Below are 19,020 nucleotides of genomic sequence, written 5' to 3'. Positions count from 1 at the left end.
TGGCCCCCATGCTTCGCAGCACCGCGGGACCGCTGATCGCGCCGTCGATCCTTTCCGCCGATTTCGCCCGACTTGCCGACGAAGTGGCCGCCGTCACCGGCGCCGACTGGCTACACGTGGACGTGATGGACAACCACTTCGTGCCGAACCTGACGATCGGCCTGCCGGTGGTCGAGGCGCTGCTGGCGGCCACCGCGATCCCGATGGATTGCCACCTGATGATCGACAACCCCGACCGCTGGGCGCCCCCGTACGCCGAGGCGGGCGCCTACAACGTGACCTTCCACGCCGAGGCGACCGACAACCCGGTCGCCGTCGCCCGCGACATCCGCGCGGCCGGCTCCAAGGCCGGGATCAGCGTCAAACCGAAGACCCCGCTCGAGCCCTATCTGGAGATCCTGCCGCACTTCGACACCCTGCTCATCATGTCGGTCGAGCCCGGCTTCGGCGGCCAGAGCTTCATTCCCGATGTGCTGGGCAAGGTGCGCACCGTGCGCAAGATGGTCGACGCGGGGGAGTTGACCATCCTGGTGGAGATCGACGGCGGGATCAACGAGGACACCATCGAGCAGGCCGCCGACGCCGGTGTCGACTGCTTCGTCGCTGGATCGGCGGTCTACGGCGCCGAAGACCCGGAGGCCGCGGTGGAGGCGCTGCGCCGGCAGGCCGCCGCCGCGTCGCCGCACCTGCGTGCATGAACGAGCCGCAGTCGGTCGACAGCATCGACGCCGCGATGCGCCTGGCGATCGAGCAGTCCTACCACGTCAAGGGCACGACCTATCCGAACCCGCCGGTCGGGGCGGTGATCGTGGACCCGCAGGGCCGCGTGGTCGGCGTCGGGGCCACCGAACCGGCGGGGGGCGACCACGCCGAGGTGCTGGCGCTGCGCCGGGCAGGTGGCTTGGCGGCGGGCGGCATCGCCGTCGTCACGTTGGAGCCGTGCAACCACTACGGCAAGACCCCGCCGTGCGTGAACGCGCTCATCGAGGCCAGGGTGGGCACGGTGATCTACGCCGTACCCGACCCGAACGGCATCGCGGGCGGCGGCGCGGGCCGGCTGCAGGCGGCGGGCGTGCAGGTGCGTTCCGGCGTGCTGGCCGACCAGGTGGCCGGCGGACCGCTGCGGGAGTGGTTGCACAAGGTCCGGACCGGGCTGCCGCACGTGACGTGGAAGTACGCCAGCAGCGTCGACGGCCGCAGCGCCGCCGCCGACGGCTCGAGCCAGTGGATCTCCAGCGAGGCGTCCCGAATGGACCTGCATCGCCGCCGGGCCATCGCCGACGCGATCGTGGTGGGCACCGGGACGGTGCTGGCCGACGACCCGGCGCTGACCGCCCGGTTGCCCGACGGTTCGCTGGCGCCCCGCCAGCCGCTGCGGGTCGTGGTGGGCATGCGCGACATCCCGACCGACGCGAAGGTGCTCAACGACGACTCGCGGACCATGGTGATCCGCACGCACGACCCCATGGAAGTGATCAAGGCGCTCTCGGATCGCACAGACGTGCTGCTGGAGGGGGGACCCACCCTGGCCGGCGCCTTCCTGAGGGCGGGCGTGGTCAACCGCATCCTGGCCTACGTCGCGCCGATGCTGGTGGGGGGACCGATCGCCGCGGTGGACGACGTGGGGGTGCCGACGATCGCGCGGGCCCTACGCTGGCGCTTCGACGGCGTCGACCGGGCCGGCCCCGACCTGGTGCTGAGCCTGGTGCCGCAGTGATGCCGACCGGCGGGGACGACTAGGCCGTCGGCGCGCCGACCGGCTCCTCCTCGGGCACCACGGGCTCTTCGGCGTGGTCTTTCCGGCCGCTGATCAGCAACCCCAATAGTGCGCCGACCACGCAGACCCCCGCGGTGATGGTGAAGATCTCGCCGTACATCGCCGCGAACGACGGGATGGCGTTTTCGGCCTTGGCGATCGCCTGCTCGGTCCTGCTCAGGCTGGTCGACACCGCGGCGTTCTTCTCGTTGAGGATCTGGTAGAAGCGGTACAGCCCCCACGCGCTCAGCCCGGCGACGCCGATCAGCATGCCCGTCATGCGCGCGACCACCACCGCGGCCGAGGCGATGCCGTGCTCGGCGGAGGGCACGATGCGCAGGGCCGCCGACGTCAGCGGCCCGATCACCAGGCCGAGCCCCAGGCCCGCGATCAGCAGGTCGTTGTTGACCGCGACGCCGCCGAGCATCAGGTCGTTGTTCATCGCGGGGAACGAGAACAGCCCGAAGAAGTTGTGCCGGTAGTGGGGCAGGTCGACCGGCCAGTGCGAGATCAGCAGGTAGCCGCTGGCGGCGATGAGCAACCCGACGCACGCGACCGCGCGGTCGCCCACCCTGGTCGCGATGAAGCCCCCCACCAGCGCCCCCACCGGCAGCGCGATCAGGAACGACGTCAGCATCGCCGCGGCCTTGTTCTGGTCCAGGCTCATCACGCCCTGCCCGAACAGCTCCACGTCGACCAGCGTCACCATCAGCGCCGCGCCGGCGGCGAAGGACGCGCCGAGCGCGGCGAGGAACGGCCGGAACTGCACGCCGGCCGGGTCGATCAGCCGGGTCTTGGCGAACCGCTCCCAGACGAGGAACGCCACGCCGGAGATTGCCGCGCCGATCACCAGCGGCAACCCGTAGCCCGGCAGCGCCTGCTGGCCGTTGGGGCTGGGGTTGTAGAGCCCGATCACGGCGAGGCCCAGGGTGATGGCCAGCAGCACACCGCCGACGACGTCGATCTTCTCTGGCGCCTCGCTGCGGTCGTGCGACGGCAGGCTGATCTGGATCAGCGCCATCGCGACCAGGGTCAGCGGGATGTTGATCCAGAACACGTCGCGCCAGTCACGGAACAGCCAGACGATGAAGATGCCGTACAGCGGGCCCAGCACGCTGCCCAGCTCCTGCGCTGCGCCGATGCCGCCGAGCACGGCCGCGCGGTTGCGTTGCGCCCACAGGTCCGCGCCGAGGGCCAGGGTGACCGGCAGCAGCGCGCCGCTGGCGACGCCCTGGATGGTGCGGCCGACGACCAGCACCTGAAGGCTCGGGATGTGCAGCTTCGCGACCGGGTATCCGAGGACCTGCAGGTCGGCCAGTGGGTGCCCCATGAGCTGGACGTTCAGGTCGGCGATGTTGAAGTTGCCGATCGCGACCGAGAGCGCCGTGACCACCGAGCCGAGCATGAAGGCGGCCAGGCTGACTTGGAGCAGCCGCTTGCGGCCGAACCGGTCCGACGCCTTGCCCAGCAGGGGCATGGCCGCGATGTAGCCCAGCAGGTACATCGTGACGATCGGGGTGATCCGCTGCAGTTGGTTAATCGGGATGCCGACGTCGTGCATGATGTCGCGCATGATGGTGACCACGACGTAGGCGTCGAGGGCCCCCAACAGCACCGCGAGACTGCCCGCACCGATCGCGACCCGGCGCCCTACCAGCCTGCTCATCAGCTGCCCGCGGGCTTGGAGACCTGGACCGGCTGGCCCCAGTTGGACAAGGTCATCTGCACGCTGTTGCCCGGGCTTTGTTGCAGGCTGATCTGGGCCAGCTGGTGGTCACCGCTCTCCACGATCCAGGCGGTGGCCGGCACCGGCTTGGTCGCCTTGAACGGGGACGCGATCTTGTTCACGGCGTCGGCGGAGACGTTCCCGCTGACGCGGACGGTGGTCTGGCCGCTGACCTGGTCGCGACCCTCGGACTTCGCGTCGCTGAAGTTGGCCAGCACGTTCGCCACGCCCGTGTCGGGGCTCAACAGCGCCGACGGGTCGTAGACCTGCGACGCGGGACCGACGTCGGTCATCGTCGGGTCGCCCGGGCTGAGGGCGTTCGTGTAGAGGTCGCCGCCCACCACCACGAAGTCGGCGCTGATGTCCGACCCCAGGTAGGTGATCTGCGCGTTCCCCTTCGCCGCCGTTTCCGGGGACGTGGTGAGGTCGCCGGTCAGGTTCCTGACGGGCAGGCCGGCGATCTTGCCGGTCACCGTCAGGACCAGGTGCGCGCTCTTGAGGTTCTTGGTGGTGGTCGCCGACTGCTGGACCAACGTCTTGCCGTCGGGGAGCGGGCCGCCGCTGGGGGAAGAGCTGAATGAGCAGGCAGCGATCGGTGCGACGGCGAGGCTCACGGACGCGAGGACGGCCGATAGTCGGCGGCGGGTCTGCATACCCAGCATCGTAGAGGGTGCCGATGACGGGCCCAGGGAACGCGACGGCCGGCCGCCGGAGGTCCGGACGGCCGGCGGCCGGATTAACCTGGTCGAATGTTCACCGGAATTGTCGAGGAACTCGGAGAGGTGACGGGCCGGGAGGTCCTCGCCGATGCCGCGCGCCTGAGCATCCGCGGGCCCGTCGTGACCGCCGACGCCGGCCACGGCGACTCGATCGCCGTGAACGGGGTCTGCCTCACGGTCGTCGAGCTGTTGCCCGGCGGGGAGTTCACCGCCGACGTGATGGCCGAGACGCTGAATCGGTCTAACCTCGGCGGACTGCGGGCGGGCAGCCGGGTGAACCTCGAGCGCGCCGCCGCCGTCAACAGCCGACTGGGCGGGCACATAGTGCAGGGGCACGTCGACGGCACCGGCCGGGTGGTGGCCCGGGAACCCTCCGAGCACTGGGAGGTGGTGCGGATCGAGGTGCCCCCCGAGGTGGCCCGCTACATCGTCGAGAAGGGGTCCATCACCGTCGACGGGATCTCCCTGACGGTCTCCGCGCTGGGCGCGGACCCGAGCGACTGGTTCGAGGTCTCGCTGATCCCGACCACCCGCGAGTTGACCACGCTCGGCGGCGCGCCCGTCGGCACGCAGGTCAATCTCGAGGTGGATGTCATCGCCAAATATGTAGAGCGGCTGATGTCGCGCTCGTAGCCCGTTCCGACCCCCGCATGTGTCGCTGACCACAGGGATCCTCCCGGCGCCCAGCAGCGGCAATAACCGCGGCGGCGTGTTGGTTCATACTGAGACCAGTACACGCGCTCCTGACGTGGGCCGTGCCGACAGCGAGGTAGCGAGATGACGAGGTTGGACTCCGTCGAGAGGGCGGTTGCCGACATTGCTGCCGGGAAGGCCGTCATCGTCATCGACGACGAGGACCGCGAGAACGAGGGCGACCTGATCTTCGCCGCCGAAAAGGCGACGCCGGAACTGGTGGCCTTCATGGTGCGTTACACCTCGGGCTACCTGTGCGTCCCGCTGGACGGCGAGATCTGCGACCGCCTTGGCCTGCTGCCGATGTATGCGGTGAACCAGGACAAGCACGGCACCGCCTACACCGTCACCGTCGACGCAAGACTCGGTGTCGGGACCGGGATTTCGGCGTCCGACCGAGCCACGACCATGCGTCTGCTCGCCGATCCCGCCAGCGTCGCCAACGACTTCACCCGCCCCGGTCACGTGGTCCCGTTGCGTGCCAAGGACGGCGGCGTGCTGCGCCGCCCCGGCCACACCGAGGCCGCCGTCGACCTGGCCAGGTTGGCCGGCCTGCAGCCCGCGGGGGCGATCTGCGAGATCGTCAGCCAGAAGGACGAGGGCGCGATGGCCCAGACCGACGAGCTGCGGGTGTTCGCCGACGAGCACGACCTCGCACTGATCACCATCGCCGACCTGATCGAGTGGCGGCGCAAGCACGAGAAGCACATCGAGCGGATCGCCGAGGCCCGGATCCCGACGCGGCACGGCGCGTTTCGGGCCATCGGCTACTCCAGCATCTATGAGGACGTCGAGCACGTGGCGCTGGTGCGCGGCGAGATCGCCGGTCCCAACGCCGACGGCGACGACGTGCTGGTCCGCGTGCACTCCGAGTGCCTCACCGGCGACGTCTTCGGATCGCGCCGGTGCGACTGCGGACCGCAACTGGATGCCGCGATGGCGATGGTGGCGCGGGAGGGCCGCGGGATCGTGCTCTACATGCGCGGTCACGAGGGCCGCGGCATCGGTTTGATGCACAAACTCCAGGCCTACCAGCTGCAAGACGCCGGCGACGACACCGTCGATGCCAACCTGAAACTCGGATTGCCCGCCGACGCAAGGGACTACGGGATCGGCGCGCAGATCCTCGTCGATCTCGGGGTGCGATCGATGCGGTTGCTGACCAACAACCCCGCCAAGCGCGTGGGGCTGGACGGATATGGGCTGCACATCATCGAGCGGGTGCCGCTTCCCGTGCGTGCCAACGCCGAAAATATCCGTTACCTGATGACGAAGCGGGACAAGATGGGCCACGACCTGGCCGGGCTGGACGAGTTTCACGAATCCGTGCATCTGCCGGGAGAATTCGGCGGTGCGCTGTGAGCCGTGTCGGCGACGAAGCGGAACGAAGAGATGTGGAGGAGCGGCGCCGATGAGCCCAGCCGCCGGAGTGCCGGAGGTGCCGGCGCTTGACGCGTCGGGCCTGCGGCTCGGGATCGTCGTCAGCACCTGGCATGCGGAGATCTGCGAGGCGCTGCTCGAGGGCGCGCGCAAGGCGGCCGCCGAATCGGGGATCGACGACCCGACGGTGGTCCGGGTGCTGGGGGCCATCGAGCTCCCGGTGGTGGCGCAGGAACTCGCCCGCAGCCACGATGCGGTCATCGCCCTGGGCGTCGTGATACGCGGCGCCACACCACATTTCGAGTATGTCTGCGACGCGGTGACTCAGGGGCTGACCCGGGTCGCGCTGGACGAGTCGACACCGGTCGCCAACGGTGTGTTGACCACCAATACTGAGGAACAGGCGCGGGAACGGGCCGGTCTCCCGTCGTCAGTCGAGGACAAGGGGGCTCAGGCGGCCGGGGCGGCTCTGACCGCCGCCCTCACCCTGCGCGACCTGCGCGGCCGGTCGTGATGCCGGACAACAACCGCTGGGACGTCGAGGTGCGTCCGCACCGCATGCCGCCATTCGTCTACGCCGCGGCCTTTGTGATCGCCGCGGCGCACATCGTGGTGGGCGTCCTGCTCAAGGTCCGTTCCAGCGGCGTGGTCTTCCAGACCGCCGACCAGGTGGCCATCGCGCTGCTGGGCCTGGTGATCGCCGGCATCGTGTTGCTGTTCGCCCGGCCCCGGCTGCGGGTCGGGTCCGCGGGGCTGTCGGTGCGAAACCTGCTCGGGTATCGGCTGGTTGGGTGGTCGGAGATCGTCGGGGTGTCGTTCCCGGCCGGTAGCCGGTGGGCGCGGATCGACCTGCCCGACGACGAGTACATCCCGGTCATGGCGATCCAGGCGGTCGACAAGGACCGCGCGGTGGACGCCATGGACGCGGTGCGGTCGCAGATGGCGCGTTACCGGCCGGACCTGTACGCGCGCTGAGCGCTGTACCATCGCCCGATGGCACGCGTGGTGGGGGCGGCCGGCTCCGTGGTGGCCGCCATGGTCGCCGCGGCCGTCGCGCTCGTGGTGGCGGCGTGTACGACGTCGGTGCCGGGCCAGGCGGTCCGCGCGCCGGGTCATCCCACGGGCCGGGTTTCGGCGCAGGACCTATTGCTCCACGACGGGGACACCACCCCGCTCGGCGCGGCCACGTCGGCCGAGGTGGGCGACAGCTACTTCACCTCCGCGCGCCCACCCGAATGCGCGGCGGCGCTGCTGTTCGTGAATTCGCCGCTGGTCCCGTCCGGTGCGGCGGACCACGCCGAGTCGTCGTATCGGTTCGGCACTTCGGCGCTGTACGCCGAGGCGGTCGACCTGTACGACAGGGACCTGAACGAGCACGACGTGGTGTGGGACGGATTCGGCGCCGTATCGAAGTGTCAGGGCGACGCGTCCGGGGTGTCCCCGACCGGGCCGTCGCCGCCGTTCCGGCTCAGTTTCTTCAGCACCGGGGACGGCGTCCTGACGTGGACCATGACCCGCCCGGACTGGACCTGCGACTACGGTCTGGCCGTAGTCCCGCGGGTCGCCCTGTTGCTGTCGGCCTGTGACGCTCAACCCGGCTTCCCGATGGCGGATTGGGCGGTCAAGCGGCGCTCGCAGCTGGCGGCGCGAACCGCCTGACACCTGTCGTCAGGGCTTTTGGGGCGCAACCGCATTTCCGTAGAGGCAGTCATGGAGTTCCTGGCTGCCGGGCGCGAAGTCGAATCCGCAGTTGCACTCACGGGCGTCCCGGGGCGGAAGTGAATCGCAATAGGGGGTGCCGGCCGGGGCCGACGGCGCGGTCCACATCACCCCAGCGGTCAAGGTTGCCGCCGCGACCCCAAAGGTGGCCACCAACACTCTCGCCTTCATGTTCATCCCATTTCTCTGCACAGACGTTCGGTCCGACCTCAAACCTGACGCAATTGAATCAGTGCTGGAGGTAAAGCGCAGCGCGGAACGGGCCGGTGAACCGGTACCGGTCCTGCGCCGGTTGGCCGTCCGTCGGCAGCTACTAGCCTGGGTAGGTGCCAGATCCCGCCACGTATCGCCCTGCGCCCGGGTCCATCCCGGTCGAGCCGGGTGTCTACCGGTTCCGGGATCCGCATGGGCGCGTCATCTACGTCGGCAAGGCCAAGAGCCTGCGCAGCCGGCTGACGTCGTACTTCGCCGACATCGCGAGCCTGCACCCGCGGACCCGGCAAATGGTGACCACCGCGGCCAAGGTCGAGTGGACGGTGGTAAACACCGAAGTCGAGGCGTTGCAGCTCGAGTACAACTGGATCAAGGAATTCGATCCGCGCTTCAACGTCCGGTACCGCGACGACAAGTCGTATCCGGTGCTGGCGGTCACCCTCAATGAAGAGTTTCCCCGGCTGATGGTCTATCGGGGCCCGCGGCGCAAAGGCGTGCGCTACTTCGGTCCGTACTCGCATGCGTGGGCCATCCGCGAGACGCTGGACCTGCTCACCCGGGTCTTTCCGGCGCGTACCTGCTCGAACGGAGTGTTCAAGCGCCACAATCAGATCGACCGCCCGTGCCTGCTCGGCTACATCGACAAGTGCTCGGCGCCGTGCGTGGGCCGGGTCAGCGCCGAACAGCACCGGCAGATCGTGGAGGACTTCTGCGACTTCCTCTCCGGCAAGACCGACAGGTTCGCCCGCGACCTGGAACAGCAGATGAACGCCGCCGCCGAGCGTCTCGACTTCGAACGCGCCGCCCGGCTGCGCGACGACCTCGGGGCCCTGAAGCGGGCGATGGAAAAGCAGGCGGTGGTGCTCGGTGACGGTACCGACGCCGACGTGGTCGCCTTCGCCGACGACGACCTGGAGGCGGCGGTGCAGGTGTTTCACGTCCGCGGCGGCCGGGTGCGCGGCCAGCGAGGCTGGATCGTCGAGAAGTCGGGGGACCCGGGGGAGTCCGGGGAGGAGCGGTTGGTCGAGCAGTTCCTGACCCAGTTCTACGGCGAGCAGGCCGAATTGGGCGGCGCGGCAGACGGCGGCGCGGCCGACGAATCCACCAACCCGGTGCCGCGGGAGGTGCTGGTGCCGTGCCTGCCCTCGAACTCCGGTGAGCTCACCGACTGGTTGTCGGGCCTGCGCGGATCGCGGGTGGCGCTGCGGGTGCCGCGGCGCGGCGACAAGCGCGCGCTGGCCGAAACCGTGCAGCGCAATGCGAAAGAGGCGCTGCAGCAACACAAGCTGAAGCGCGCCGGCGACTTCAACGCCAGATCGGCTGCGCTGCAGAACATCCAGGACGCCCTGGGTCTGGCCGAGGCTCCGCTGCGCATCGAATGCGTCGACATCAGCCACGTGCAGGGCACCGACGTGGTGGGTTCGCTGGTGGTGTTCGAGGACGGGCTGCCGCGCAAGTCTGACTATCGGCACTTCGGTATCCGGGAGGCCGCCGGGCAGGGACGTTCGGACGATTTCGCCTCCATCGCCGAGGTGACCCGCCGGCGCTTCCAGCGTCACCTCAGCGATCAGAACGACCCCAAAGTGCTTTCACCGGAAGGGAAGTCCCGCCGGTTCGCCTACCCGCCCAACCTGTACGTCGTCGACGGCGGCGCGCCGCAGGTCAACGCGGCCAGCGCGGTGCTCGAGGAGCTGGGCATCTCCGACGTCGCGGTCATCGGCCTGGCCAAGCGGCTGGAAGAGGTGTGGGTGCCGTCCGAGCCGGACCCGATCATCATGCCGCGCAACAGCGAGGGCCTGTATTTGCTGCAGCGGGTGCGCGACGAGGCGCACCGGTTCGCCATCGCCTACCATCGCAGCAAGCGATCCAAGCGAATGACCGCATCGGCGCTGGATTCGGTGCCAGGATTGGGAGAACATCGCCGCAAGGCGCTGGTAACGCATTTCGGATCGATAGCCCGCCTCAAGGAGGCCACCGTCGAGCAAATCACCGCCGTTCCCGGGATCGGCGTGGCCACCGCCACGGCCGTCCTCGAGGCGCTGCGACCCGAGGAACCCGCGGTCACCGGAGATGCGGGATGACGGGTCAGGGTGACGTGGCCGAGGACCGTCCGGCCGACACCGCGGCCGACATCGACGTGGTGCTGGTGACGGGGTTGTCGGGGGCTGGGCGCGGCACCGCGGCCAAGGTGCTCGAGGACCTGGGCTGGTACGTGGCGGACAACCTCCCGCCCCAGCTCATCACCCGCATGGTCGACTTCGGCCTGGCCGCGGGATCGCGGATCACCAAGCTGGCGGTGGTGATGGACGTGCGTTCCCGCGGCTTCACCGGCGACCTGGACTCGGTGCGCACCGAACTCGCCACCCGCAACATCACGCCGCGTGTGGTGTTCATGGAGGCCTCCGACGACATGCTGGTGCGCCGCTACGAGCAGAACCGGCGCAGCCACCCGCTGCAGGGCGGCCAGACGCTGGCCGAGGGCATCGCCGCTGAGCGCCGGATGCTGGCCCCCGTGCGGGCGACCGCCGACCTGATCATCGACACCTCGACGTTGTCGGTGCGCGGGCTGCGGGAGAGCATCGAGCGCGCGTTCGGCGGCGAAGCCGGTGCGAGCACCAGCGTCACGGTGGAGTCTTTCGGCTTCAAATACGGCCTGCCGATGGATGCCGACATGGTGATGGACGTGCGATTCCTGCCCAACCCGCACTGGGTGGACGAGTTGCGGCCTCTCACCGGTCAGCACCCCGCGGTGCGCGAGTACGTGCTGAGCCAGCCCGGCGCGGCGGAGTTTCTGGACGCCTACCATCGACTGCTATCTCTGGTCGTCGACGGCTACCGTCGGGAGGGCAAGCGCTACATGACGGTCGCCATCGGCTGCACGGGGGGCAAGCATCGCAGCGTCGCCATCGCCGAGGCCCTGATGCGGCTGCTGCAGGGCAATGCGGGGTTGGGGGTGCGGGTGCTGCACCGGGACCTGGGCCGCGAATGACGGGCCGCGAATGACGGGCATCGTCGCGCTCGGTGGCGGGCACGGCCTGTACGCGACGCTGTCCGCGGCGCGCCGGCTGACGCCCCACGTCACCGCCGTCGTCACCGTCGCCGACGACGGCGGCTCGTCGGGCCGGCTGCGCAGCGAGCTGGACGTGGTTCCGCCGGGGGATCTGCGAATGGCGTTGGCGGCGTTGGCATCCGACAGTCCTCATGGGCGGCTGTGGGCGACCATCCTGCAGCACCGGTTTGGCGGCGACGGCGCGCTGGCCGGTCACCCGATCGGCAACCTGCTGCTCGCAGGCCTGTCGGAGGTGCTGGCCGACCCGGTCGCCGCGCTCGACGAACTCGGGCGCATCCTCGGCGTGAAGGGCCGGGTGCTGCCGATGTGTCCGGTCGCACTGCAGATCGAGGCCGACGTGTCGGGCCTGGAGGCCGACCCGCGGATGTTCCGGCTGATCCGCGGTCAGGTGGCCGTCGCGACGACGCCGGGCAAGGTGCGCCGGGTGCGCCTGCTCCCGCCCAACCCGCCGGCGACCCGGCAGGCCGTTGATGCCATCATGGCCGCCGACCTGGTGGTGCTCGGGCCGGGGTCGTGGTTCACCAGTGTGATCCCGCACGTCATGGTGCCGGGGCTCGCCGCGGCGCTGCGCGCCACCACCGCCCGGCGCGCGCTGGTGCTCAACTTGGTGGCCGAGCCGGGGGAGACGGCCGGCTTCTCGGTGGAGCGCCACCTGCACGTCCTGGCCCAGCACGCCCCGGGCTTCACCGTGCATGACATCATCATCGACGCCGAACGGGTGACGGGCGAACGGGAGCGCGAGCAACTGCGTCGCACCGCGACACTGCTGCAAGCCCAAGTTCACTTCGCCGACGTGGCCCGACCTGGTACACCTTTACATGATCCGGGCAAGCTCGCGGCGGCCCTGGACGGGGTCCTGGCGGCCCATCACGGCGCGGCGGCGCCACCGGTCACGGCCACTGCCGAGATTCGGCTCGACGGCGAAAGTAAGGGGTGACAACGCGTGGCGATGACGACCGAGGTCAAGGACGAACTGAGCCGCCTGGTGGTGACGTCAGTCAGCGCGCGCCGGGCGGAGGTCACGTCCCTGCTCCGGTTCGCCGGCGGGCTGCACATCGTCGGGGGCCGGGTGGTCGTCGAGGCGGAGGTCGACCTGGGCAACATCGCGCGGCGCCTGCGCAAGGACATCTTCGAGCTCTACGGGTACAACGCCGTCGTGCACGTGTTGTCGGCCAGCGGGATTCGCAAGACGACCCGGTACGTGCTGCGGGTGGCCAACGACGGGGAGGCGCTGGCGCGCCAGACCGGCCTGCTAGACAACCGGGGCCGCCCGGTGCGGGGCCTGCCGGCCCAGGTCGTCGGCGGCAGCGTCGCCGATGCCGAGGCCGCCTGGCGCGGCGCCTTTTTGGCGCACGGCTCGCTGACCGAGCCGGGGCGGTCGTCGGCGCTGGAGGTCAGCTGCCCGGGACCCGAGGCGGCGCTGGCGTTGGTGGGCGCGGCGCGCCGCCTGGGGGTGAGCGCGAAGGCGAGGGAGGTGCGCGGCGCCGACCGCGTGGTGGTGCGCGACGGCGAGGCGATTGGCGCCCTGCTGACCCGGATGGGCGCCCAGGACACCCGGTTGGTCTGGGAGGAGCGCCGGATGCGGCGTGAGGTCCGCGCGACGGCCAACCGGCTCGCCAACTTCGACGATGCGAACCTGCGCCGCTCGGCGCGCGCCGCGGTCGCCGCGGCCGCCCGGGTGGAGCGTGCGCTGGAGATCCTCGGCGACACCGTGCCGGACCATCTGGCGACGGCGGGCAAGCTGCGCGTCGAGCACCGGCAGGCGTCGCTGGAGGAGCTGGGCCGGCTTGCCGACCCGCCGATGACGAAAGACGCTGTGGCCGGCCGTATTCGGCGCCTGTTGTCGATGGCGGACCGAAAGGCCAAGGTCGATGGCATCCCGGACACCGAGTCGGCGGTGACGCCAGACCTGTTGGAGGACGCCTGACGACGATGCACGCCGCGGTGGGGTATCGCCCAGCCGCGAAGCGGCGAGGGGGACGGCGAGCTGAGGAGTCGGGCAATTTGGCAGACGCCTGACGACGCTGTTGGCTAGCGCCTGATCGGGGGCTACGGTCGGGGAATGAAGCGGCTGTCGAGTGTTGATGCGGCGTTCTGGTCGGCCGAGACCGCGGGCTGGCACATGCATGTGGGCGCCCTGGCGATCTGCGATCCGAGCGACGCGCCGGATTACAGCTTTCAGCGCGTCCGGGAACTCATCGAGGAACGGCTGCCCGAGCTGCCGCAGCTGCGGTGGCGGGTCACCGGGGCGCCGCTGGGGTTGGACCGGCCCTGGTTCGTCGAGGACGAAGAGCTCGACATCGACTTCCACATCCGTCGCATCGGGGTGCCCGCGCCGGGCGGGCGGCGCGAGCTCGAGGAGCTCGTCGGGCGGCTGATGTCCTACAAGCTGGACCGGTCCCGGCCGCTGTGGGAGATGTGGGTCATCGAGGGGGTCGAGGGCGGCCGGATCGCCTCGCTGACGAAGATGCATCACGCGATCGTCGACGGCGTCTCGGGCGCCGGGCTCGCCGAAATCCTGTTGGACGTCGACCCCCAACCCCGCCCGCCCTCGAACGGGGAAGCGGTCGGATCGCTCGCCGGCTTCCAACTTCCGGGCCTGGAGCGGCGGGCGATCGGGGCGCTCATCAACGTCGGCGTCAAGACGCCGTTCCGCATCGTGCGGCTCGTCGAGCAGACGCTGCGCCAACAGATCGCCACGTTCGGCATCCGCAGCAGGCCGCCGGGGTACTTCGAGGCGCCGGTCACCCGATTCAACGCGCGGGTGTCGCCGCACCGCCGCGTCTCCGGTTGCCGCGTGGAGCTGGCGCGAGTGAAGGCGGTCAAGGACCACTTCGGGGTCAAGCTCAACGACGTCGTGCTCGCCCTAGTGGCCGGTGCCGCGCGCGAATACCTGGACAAGCGAGGCGAATTGCCGAGCAAGCCGCTCATCGCGCAGATCCCGGTCTCCACCCGGACCGACGACAGCCAGAGCGACGTCGGCAACAACGTCAGCTCCATGACGGTGACCCTGGCGACCCACATCGATGACCCGGCCGAGCGGCTCCGCGCCATCGGCGACAGCACGAAGAGCGCGAAGGAGATGGCCAAGGCGCTGTCGGCACACCAGATCATGGGGCTCACGGAGACGACGCCCCCCGGGCTACTGCAGCTGGCGGCCCGGGCCTACACGGCCAGCGGTCTGTCGCGAAACCTGGCCCCCATCAACCTGGTGGTGTCCAACGTGCCCGGCCCGTCGTTCCCGCTGTACATGGCCGGCGCCAAGCTGGAGTCGCTGGTGCCGCTCGGCCCGCCGGTGATGGACGTCGCCCTGAACATCACCTGCTTCTCCTATCAGGACTCCCTGGACTTCGGGTTCGTCACCACCCCCGAGGTGGCCAACGACATCGACGACATGGCCGACGGCATCGAGCCGGCGCTGATGGAGCTGGAGAAGGCGGCGTCCGGGTAGACCGGAGAACGTAGACCGGACAAAGTTGGGACCTTGTGCCCTAGTCTCGACGGCTGCCGGCCCCAAACTAGAACAAGTTACAGTTTGTAGTTTTTGGTCCTGTGCAGCAGGGATGATCGAATGCACGACCAAGGTTGCAACGTTCTCTAGTCTGTGCTCAGTGCGCACGCCGGGAGGTAGGCAGTGACGTCCGTCCGAGAAATCAACGCCCAGCCCGTCTTGGCGGCGATCGACGACCTCTTGCCCAAATTGCGCCAACGGGCACACGAGACCGAGGATCTGCGCCGGTTGCCGGATGCCACCGTGAGCGAGCTTCAAGAGATCGGCTTCTTCCGGTTGTTGCAGCCGGCGCAGTGGGGCGGGCTGCAATGCGATCCGACGGTGTTCTTCGAGGCGGTCCGGCGACTGGCCAGCGCCTGCGGGTCGACCGGTTGGGTGGCGTCGATCCTCGGCGTGCACAACTGGCACGCGGCGCAATTCGACCAGCAAGCCCAGCAGGACGTGTGGGGCCAGGACACGGGCGTGCGGATCTCCTCGTCGTACGCCCCGATGGGAGCCGGTCGGGTGGTCGACGGTGGTTATCTGCTCAACGGCTCGTGGAACTGGTCGTCGGGCTGTGACCACGCCACGTGGACCTTCGTCGGTGGCCCGGTGCTCAAGGACGGCCAGCCGGTCGACTTCGGCAGCTTCCTGATCCCCATAAGCGATTACCGCATCGACGACGTCTGGCATGTCGTGGGCCTGAAGGGCACCGGCAGCAACACGCTGGTGGTCCAGGACGTGTTCGTGCCCCGGCACCGGTTTCTGTCCTACCGGGCGATGAACGAGCACACGGCGGGCGGGCTGGCGACCAACACCGCCCCGGTTTACAAAATGCCTTGGGGAACAATGCATCCCACCACGATCACCGCCCCCATCGTCGGCATGGCCTATGGCGCCTATGAATCCCACGTCGAGCATCAGGGCAAGCGGGTGCGCGCCGCATTCGCCGGCGAGAAGTCCAGGGAAGACCCGTTCGCCAAGGTGCGTATCGCCGAGGCGGCCAGCGACATCGACGCCGCGTGGCGCCAGCTGATGGGCAATGTCGGCGACGAGTACGCGTATCTGTTGGCGGGGCAGGAGGTCCCGTTCGAGCTGCGGGCCCGGGCCCGTCGTGACCAGGTGCGCGCCACCGCTCGCGCGGTCGCCTCGATCGACCGGTTGTTCGACGCCTCGGGCGCCACCGCCCTGGCCAACGACGCTCCGATTCAACGGTTCTGGCGCGATGCGCACGCCGGCCGCGTGCACGCCGCCAACGACCCGGAGCGGGCCTATCTGATCTTCGGTAACCACGAATTCGGGCTGCCGCCCGCCGACACGATGGTCTAATTCCACGCCGGTTCGACCCCACAGAGGAGCCACCGATGACCTGCCCTCACCTTCCCTCCGGTTTCGACCCGACCGATCCCGACATCTACGCCGAGCGCCTGCCCGTGGACGAGCTCGCCGAGCTGCGCCGCAACGCGCCCATCTGGTGGTGCGACCAGCCCATCGGCAAGGGCGGCTTCAACGACGGCGGCTTCTGGGTGGTGACGAAACACCGGGACGTCAAGGAGGTGTCGCTGCGCAACGACGTCTTCTCCAGCTGGCTCAACGGTGCCATCCCGCGCTTCGCCGACGACATGAAGCGCGAAGACATCGACCTGCAGCGGTTCGTTCTGCTCAACATGGACCCCCCGCACCACACCCGGCTGCGCAGGATCATCTCGCGCGGGTTCACGCCGCGCGCGATCGGCCGGCTACGTCACGAGCTCAACCAGCGCGCGCAGGCCATCGCCAAGGACGCGGCCGCCCAGGCCTCGGGCGACTTCGTCGAGCAGGTGGCGTGCGAATTGCCGCTGCAGGCCATCGCCGGGCTGCTCGGTGTGCCGCAGGAGGACCGCGGCAAGCTGTTCCGGTGGTCCAACGAGATGACCGGCGCCGAGGACCCGGAGTACGCGCATATCGATCCCAAGGCGTCATCGGTGGAGGTGCTGGCCTACGCGATGAAGATGGCCGAGCTCAAGACCGAAAACCCCGGCGACGACATCGTTTCCACGCTGCTTCAGACGGATATCGACGGCGAGAAGCTCTCCGACGACGAGTTCGGCTTTTTCGTGATGATGCTGGCGGTCGCCGGTAACGAGACCACCCGCAATTCGATCACCCAGGGCATGATGGCGTTCGCCGACTTCCCCGACCAGTGGGAGCTGTACAAGAGGGAGCGCCCGGAGACCGCTGCGGACGAGATCGTCCGGTGGGCCACGCCGGTTACCGCGTTCCAGCGCACCGCAAATCAGGACACGGAACTGTCGGGGGTGCCGATCAAGGAGGGCCAGCGGGTGTTGATGTTCTACCGTTCGGCCAACTTCGACGAGGACGTCTTCGCCGATCCGTTCACGTTCGACATCTTGCGTAACCCCAACCCGCACGTCGGATTCGGCGGTACGGGCGAGCACTACTGCATCGGCGCCAATCTCGCCAAGCTGACGATTAACCTCATGTTCAACGCCATCGCCGACCACATGCCCGACTTGACGCCCGTCTCGAAGCCGGAGCGAATCCGGTCGGGGTGGCTCAACGGCATCAAGCACTGGCAGGTCGACTACACCGGAAATTGTCCAGTCGCGCACTGAGCGGACGCGACGAGTCTTATTGGGGCTGTTCCACCTTGGGGCGGAGGTTCTCTTGCACCTCGGTTTGCCAGTGCGTGTTCGCGGTGGTGGTGTCGACCTCGTATTCGAAGCGGTCGGTCATCTGCGCCGTGACATCGGCCGCGTCCACGTAGAACTGCTGATACCAGCGACGCAACTGGTAGACCGGGCCGTCCTCCTCGACCAGCAGCGGGTTTTCGATTCTGGTCTTGTTCTTCCAGATCTCGACGTCCTGCAAGAAGCCCATGCTGACGCCCTCGGTGAACGCTTTGGACAGTTTCTCGCTGGCGGCCTCGTCCATGCCCTCGGGCTTTTTCACGATGACGCCCCACTGCAGCATGAACGAATCCTGCGTGACGGGGTAGTGGCAGTTGACAAGGATCGATTCGACTTTGTAGCCGCCGTAACTGTTGTGCAGCCAGTTGATCATGAACGACGGGCCGAAGTAGGAGGCCTCGGAATCGAGGGTCTGTTCACCGGTGTAATGCGAACCGCCGAGCAGCACGTCGGGGCGGCCGACGGTGCGCAGGTACTGCGATGCGATGTGGCCCTCGAAGACGTTCTTGAAGTACGTCGGGAATCCGTAGTGGACATAGAAGAAGTGCGCCATGTCGACGATGTTGTCGACGATCTCGCGGCAGTTTGACCCCTCGATCAGCTGACGGCGCCAGCGCCAGTCGGTCCATGCGTCGCTGGCGGCCTCGGGGATGTCGGGGATCTGCAATTCCGGTGACGGGGCGTTGCTCTCGTGGTCGTGCCAGACGAAGAGGAGGCCGTTGTGGACCTCGACGGGCCATGAGCGCGTGCGCGCCATTCGGGGTGTGCGCTTGGCATACGGGACCTGGGTGCACCTGCCGGAGCCGTTCCACCGCCAGTCGTGAAACGGGCAGGCGACGGTATCGCCCTTGACCATGCCCTGGGACAAGTCCCCGCCCATGTGCCGGCAGTACGCGTCGAGGACGTGCAGGTCGCCTTCGGTGTCGGCGAAGACGACGAGCTTGGTGCCGAAGATGTTGACGGGGTGCGGCTGGCCGTCGAGAAAGTCCGCGACGACGCCGAGACAGTGCCAGCCGCGGGCATACCGAGTCGGCAACGTTCCGACGTCGATCTCGCGGACGCCGATTCCAACGGTATCGATGCTCACTTCGCGCCTCCAGTCGCTCACCGCCCGAACTAGAACGCGTTATAGTTTTGCCTCTGAAGGCCCGGCGTATATGCAGGCTAAAGCCCCTACTTTTGTGACTTAGGGCCCTAGATGGCGCGCGCTGTCTCAGACGGGGTCGTCGTCGTCTTCGCTATGCCGGAGGAGTCGTTCGGGGTGGTGGTAGTGGTTGGTTTTGGGTTGGCCGTGGTCGAGGTGGGGTGGGGGGAGCCATTCGGTTTCGCCGCGGGCGTTGGTGCGGGTGGTCCAGCCTTGTTCGGCGAGTCTGTTGTCGGGGCCGCAGGCCAGGGTGAGGTCGTCGATGTCGGTGCGCCGGGTGGTGGTCCAGCCTTTGATGTGGTGGACCTGGCTGTGGTAGGCGGGGGCGTCGCAGCCCGGTTTGGTGCAGCCACGGTCCTTGGCGTAGAGCATGATTCGCTGCGCGGGGGAAGCGAACCGTTTGGTGTGGTGCAGCGCCAG

Annotated in this window: 17 protein-coding genes and 1 pseudogene; 14 read left to right on the top strand and 4 right to left on the bottom strand. The window is 68.8% G+C overall.

All coding sequences use genetic code 11. From position 1 onward, the window contains the following. The first annotated feature begins 8 nt into the window (after positions 1 to 8). Both rpe and ribD read left to right on the top strand, forming a co-directional pair. The gene (gene rpe, locus SKC42_RS13530) at positions 9 to 698 is read left to right on the top strand and encodes a ribulose-phosphate 3-epimerase (RefSeq protein ID WP_442932128.1); all 690 of its coding nucleotides are present in this window, start codon (positions 9 to 11) and stop codon (positions 696 to 698) included. After that, on the top strand, positions 695 to 1,717 hold the full coding sequence (gene ribD, locus SKC42_RS13525; RefSeq protein ID WP_330964816.1) for a bifunctional diaminohydroxyphosphoribosylaminopyrimidine deaminase/5-amino-6-(5-phosphoribosylamino)uracil reductase RibD: 1,023 nt from the start codon (positions 695 to 697) through the stop codon (positions 1,715 to 1,717). Before rpe ends, ribD begins: the two co-directional genes overlap by 4 nt. Positions 1,718 to 1,736: 19 nt before the next feature. Here ribD and SKC42_RS13520 read toward each other — a convergent pair whose 3' ends face one another. Both SKC42_RS13520 and SKC42_RS13515 read right to left on the bottom strand, forming a co-directional pair. Continuing rightward, positions 1,737 to 3,422 (bottom strand): MFS transporter, encoded by a 1,686-nt coding sequence (locus SKC42_RS13520; RefSeq protein WP_330964815.1) that lies wholly within the window; start codon positions 3,420 to 3,422, stop codon positions 1,737 to 1,739. After that, complete coding sequence (locus SKC42_RS13515; protein ID WP_330964814.1) at positions 3,422 to 4,135, bottom strand: LppX_LprAFG lipoprotein; 714 nt, start codon at positions 4,133 to 4,135, stop codon at positions 3,422 to 3,424. Before SKC42_RS13515 ends, SKC42_RS13520 begins: the two co-directional genes overlap by 1 nt. 96 nt (positions 4,136 to 4,231) lie before the next feature. Here SKC42_RS13515 and SKC42_RS13510 point away from each other — a divergent pair, with 96 nt between their 5' ends. The 12 genes and pseudogenes from SKC42_RS13510 to SKC42_RS13455 all read left to right on the top strand — a co-directional run bounded on the left by SKC42_RS13510 (position 4,232) and on the right by SKC42_RS13455 (position 17,381). Next, positions 4,232 to 4,834, top strand: coding sequence for a riboflavin synthase (locus SKC42_RS13510; RefSeq protein WP_330964813.1), 603 nt, complete (start codon positions 4,232 to 4,234; stop codon positions 4,832 to 4,834). Between the two features lie 144 nt (positions 4,835 to 4,978). Continuing rightward, on the top strand, positions 4,979 to 6,256 hold the full coding sequence (locus SKC42_RS13505; protein ID WP_330964812.1) for a bifunctional 3,4-dihydroxy-2-butanone-4-phosphate synthase/GTP cyclohydrolase II: 1,278 nt from the start codon (positions 4,979 to 4,981) through the stop codon (positions 6,254 to 6,256). Between the two features lie 49 nt (positions 6,257 to 6,305). Then, positions 6,306 to 6,788 carry a 6,7-dimethyl-8-ribityllumazine synthase gene (gene ribH / locus SKC42_RS13500; RefSeq protein ID WP_330964811.1) on the top strand — a complete coding sequence of 161 codons (483 nt, stop codon included), beginning with the start codon at positions 6,306 to 6,308 and terminating at the stop codon, positions 6,786 to 6,788. Further along, complete coding sequence (locus SKC42_RS13495; RefSeq protein ID WP_330964810.1) at positions 6,788 to 7,249, top strand: PH domain-containing protein; 462 nt, start codon at positions 6,788 to 6,790, stop codon at positions 7,247 to 7,249. Before ribH ends, SKC42_RS13495 begins: the two co-directional genes overlap by 1 nt. An 18-nt stretch (positions 7,250 to 7,267) precedes the next feature. After that, positions 7,268 to 7,933 carry a hypothetical protein gene (locus SKC42_RS13490; RefSeq protein ID WP_330964809.1) on the top strand — a complete coding sequence of 222 codons (666 nt, stop codon included), beginning with the start codon at positions 7,268 to 7,270 and terminating at the stop codon, positions 7,931 to 7,933. 386 nt (positions 7,934 to 8,319) lie between these two features. Further along, positions 8,320 to 10,287 (top strand): excinuclease ABC subunit UvrC, encoded by a 1,968-nt coding sequence (gene uvrC / locus SKC42_RS13485; protein ID WP_330964808.1) that lies wholly within the window; start codon positions 8,320 to 8,322, stop codon positions 10,285 to 10,287. Next, the gene (rapZ, locus tag SKC42_RS13480; protein WP_330964807.1) at positions 10,284 to 11,195 is read left to right on the top strand and encodes an RNase adapter RapZ; all 912 of its coding nucleotides are present in this window, start codon (positions 10,284 to 10,286) and stop codon (positions 11,193 to 11,195) included. The genes uvrC and rapZ overlap by 4 nt, the downstream gene beginning before the upstream one ends. A gap of 10 nt (positions 11,196 to 11,205) precedes the next feature. After that, positions 11,206 to 12,229 (top strand): annotated as a pseudogene (gene yvcK / locus SKC42_RS13475) (uridine diphosphate-N-acetylglucosamine-binding protein YvcK). Further along, positions 12,226 to 13,203, top strand: a complete 978-nt coding sequence (gene whiA, locus SKC42_RS13470; protein WP_330964806.1) for a DNA-binding protein WhiA — start codon at positions 12,226 to 12,228, stop codon at positions 13,201 to 13,203. Before yvcK ends, whiA begins: the two are co-directional and overlap by 4 nt. Positions 13,204 to 13,338: 135 nt before the next feature. After that, positions 13,339 to 14,727, top strand: coding sequence for a WS/DGAT/MGAT family O-acyltransferase (locus SKC42_RS13465; RefSeq protein WP_330964805.1), 1,389 nt, complete (start codon positions 13,339 to 13,341; stop codon positions 14,725 to 14,727). A 183-nt stretch (positions 14,728 to 14,910) separates the two neighbouring features. Further along, positions 14,911 to 16,095: a 3-hydroxy-9,10-secoandrosta-1,3,5(10)-triene-9,17-dione monooxygenase oxygenase subunit gene (gene hsaA, locus SKC42_RS13460; RefSeq protein WP_330964804.1), complete on the top strand. Its 1,185-nt coding sequence runs from the start codon at positions 14,911 to 14,913 to the stop codon at positions 16,093 to 16,095. A 35-nt stretch (positions 16,096 to 16,130) separates the two neighbouring features. Then, positions 16,131 to 17,381, top strand: a complete 1,251-nt coding sequence (locus SKC42_RS13455; protein ID WP_330964803.1) for a cytochrome P450 — start codon at positions 16,131 to 16,133, stop codon at positions 17,379 to 17,381. A 16-nt stretch (positions 17,382 to 17,397) separates the two neighbouring features. On the opposite strand, the gene SKC42_RS13450 is transcribed toward SKC42_RS13455, so the two are convergent. Together SKC42_RS13450 and SKC42_RS13445 are read right to left on the bottom strand one after the other, a co-directional pair. Continuing rightward, a complete protein-coding gene (locus tag SKC42_RS13450; RefSeq protein ID WP_330964802.1) occupies positions 17,398 to 18,543 on the bottom strand; it encodes a Rieske 2Fe-2S domain-containing protein in 1,146 nt (381 codons plus the stop codon). A gap of 126 nt (positions 18,544 to 18,669) precedes the next feature. Continuing rightward, on the bottom strand, positions 18,670 to 19,020 hold a 351-nt coding region (locus SKC42_RS13445; protein ID WP_330964801.1), incomplete at its 5' end, for an HNH endonuclease signature motif containing protein.

The organism is Mycobacterium sp. 050134, from assembly GCF_036409085.1.
Taxonomy (GTDB): Bacteria; Actinomycetota; Actinomycetes; order Mycobacteriales; family Mycobacteriaceae; genus Mycobacterium.
The sequence above is the reverse complement of the archived record's forward strand: the minus strand, read 5'-3'. Positions and strand labels throughout refer to the sequence as shown.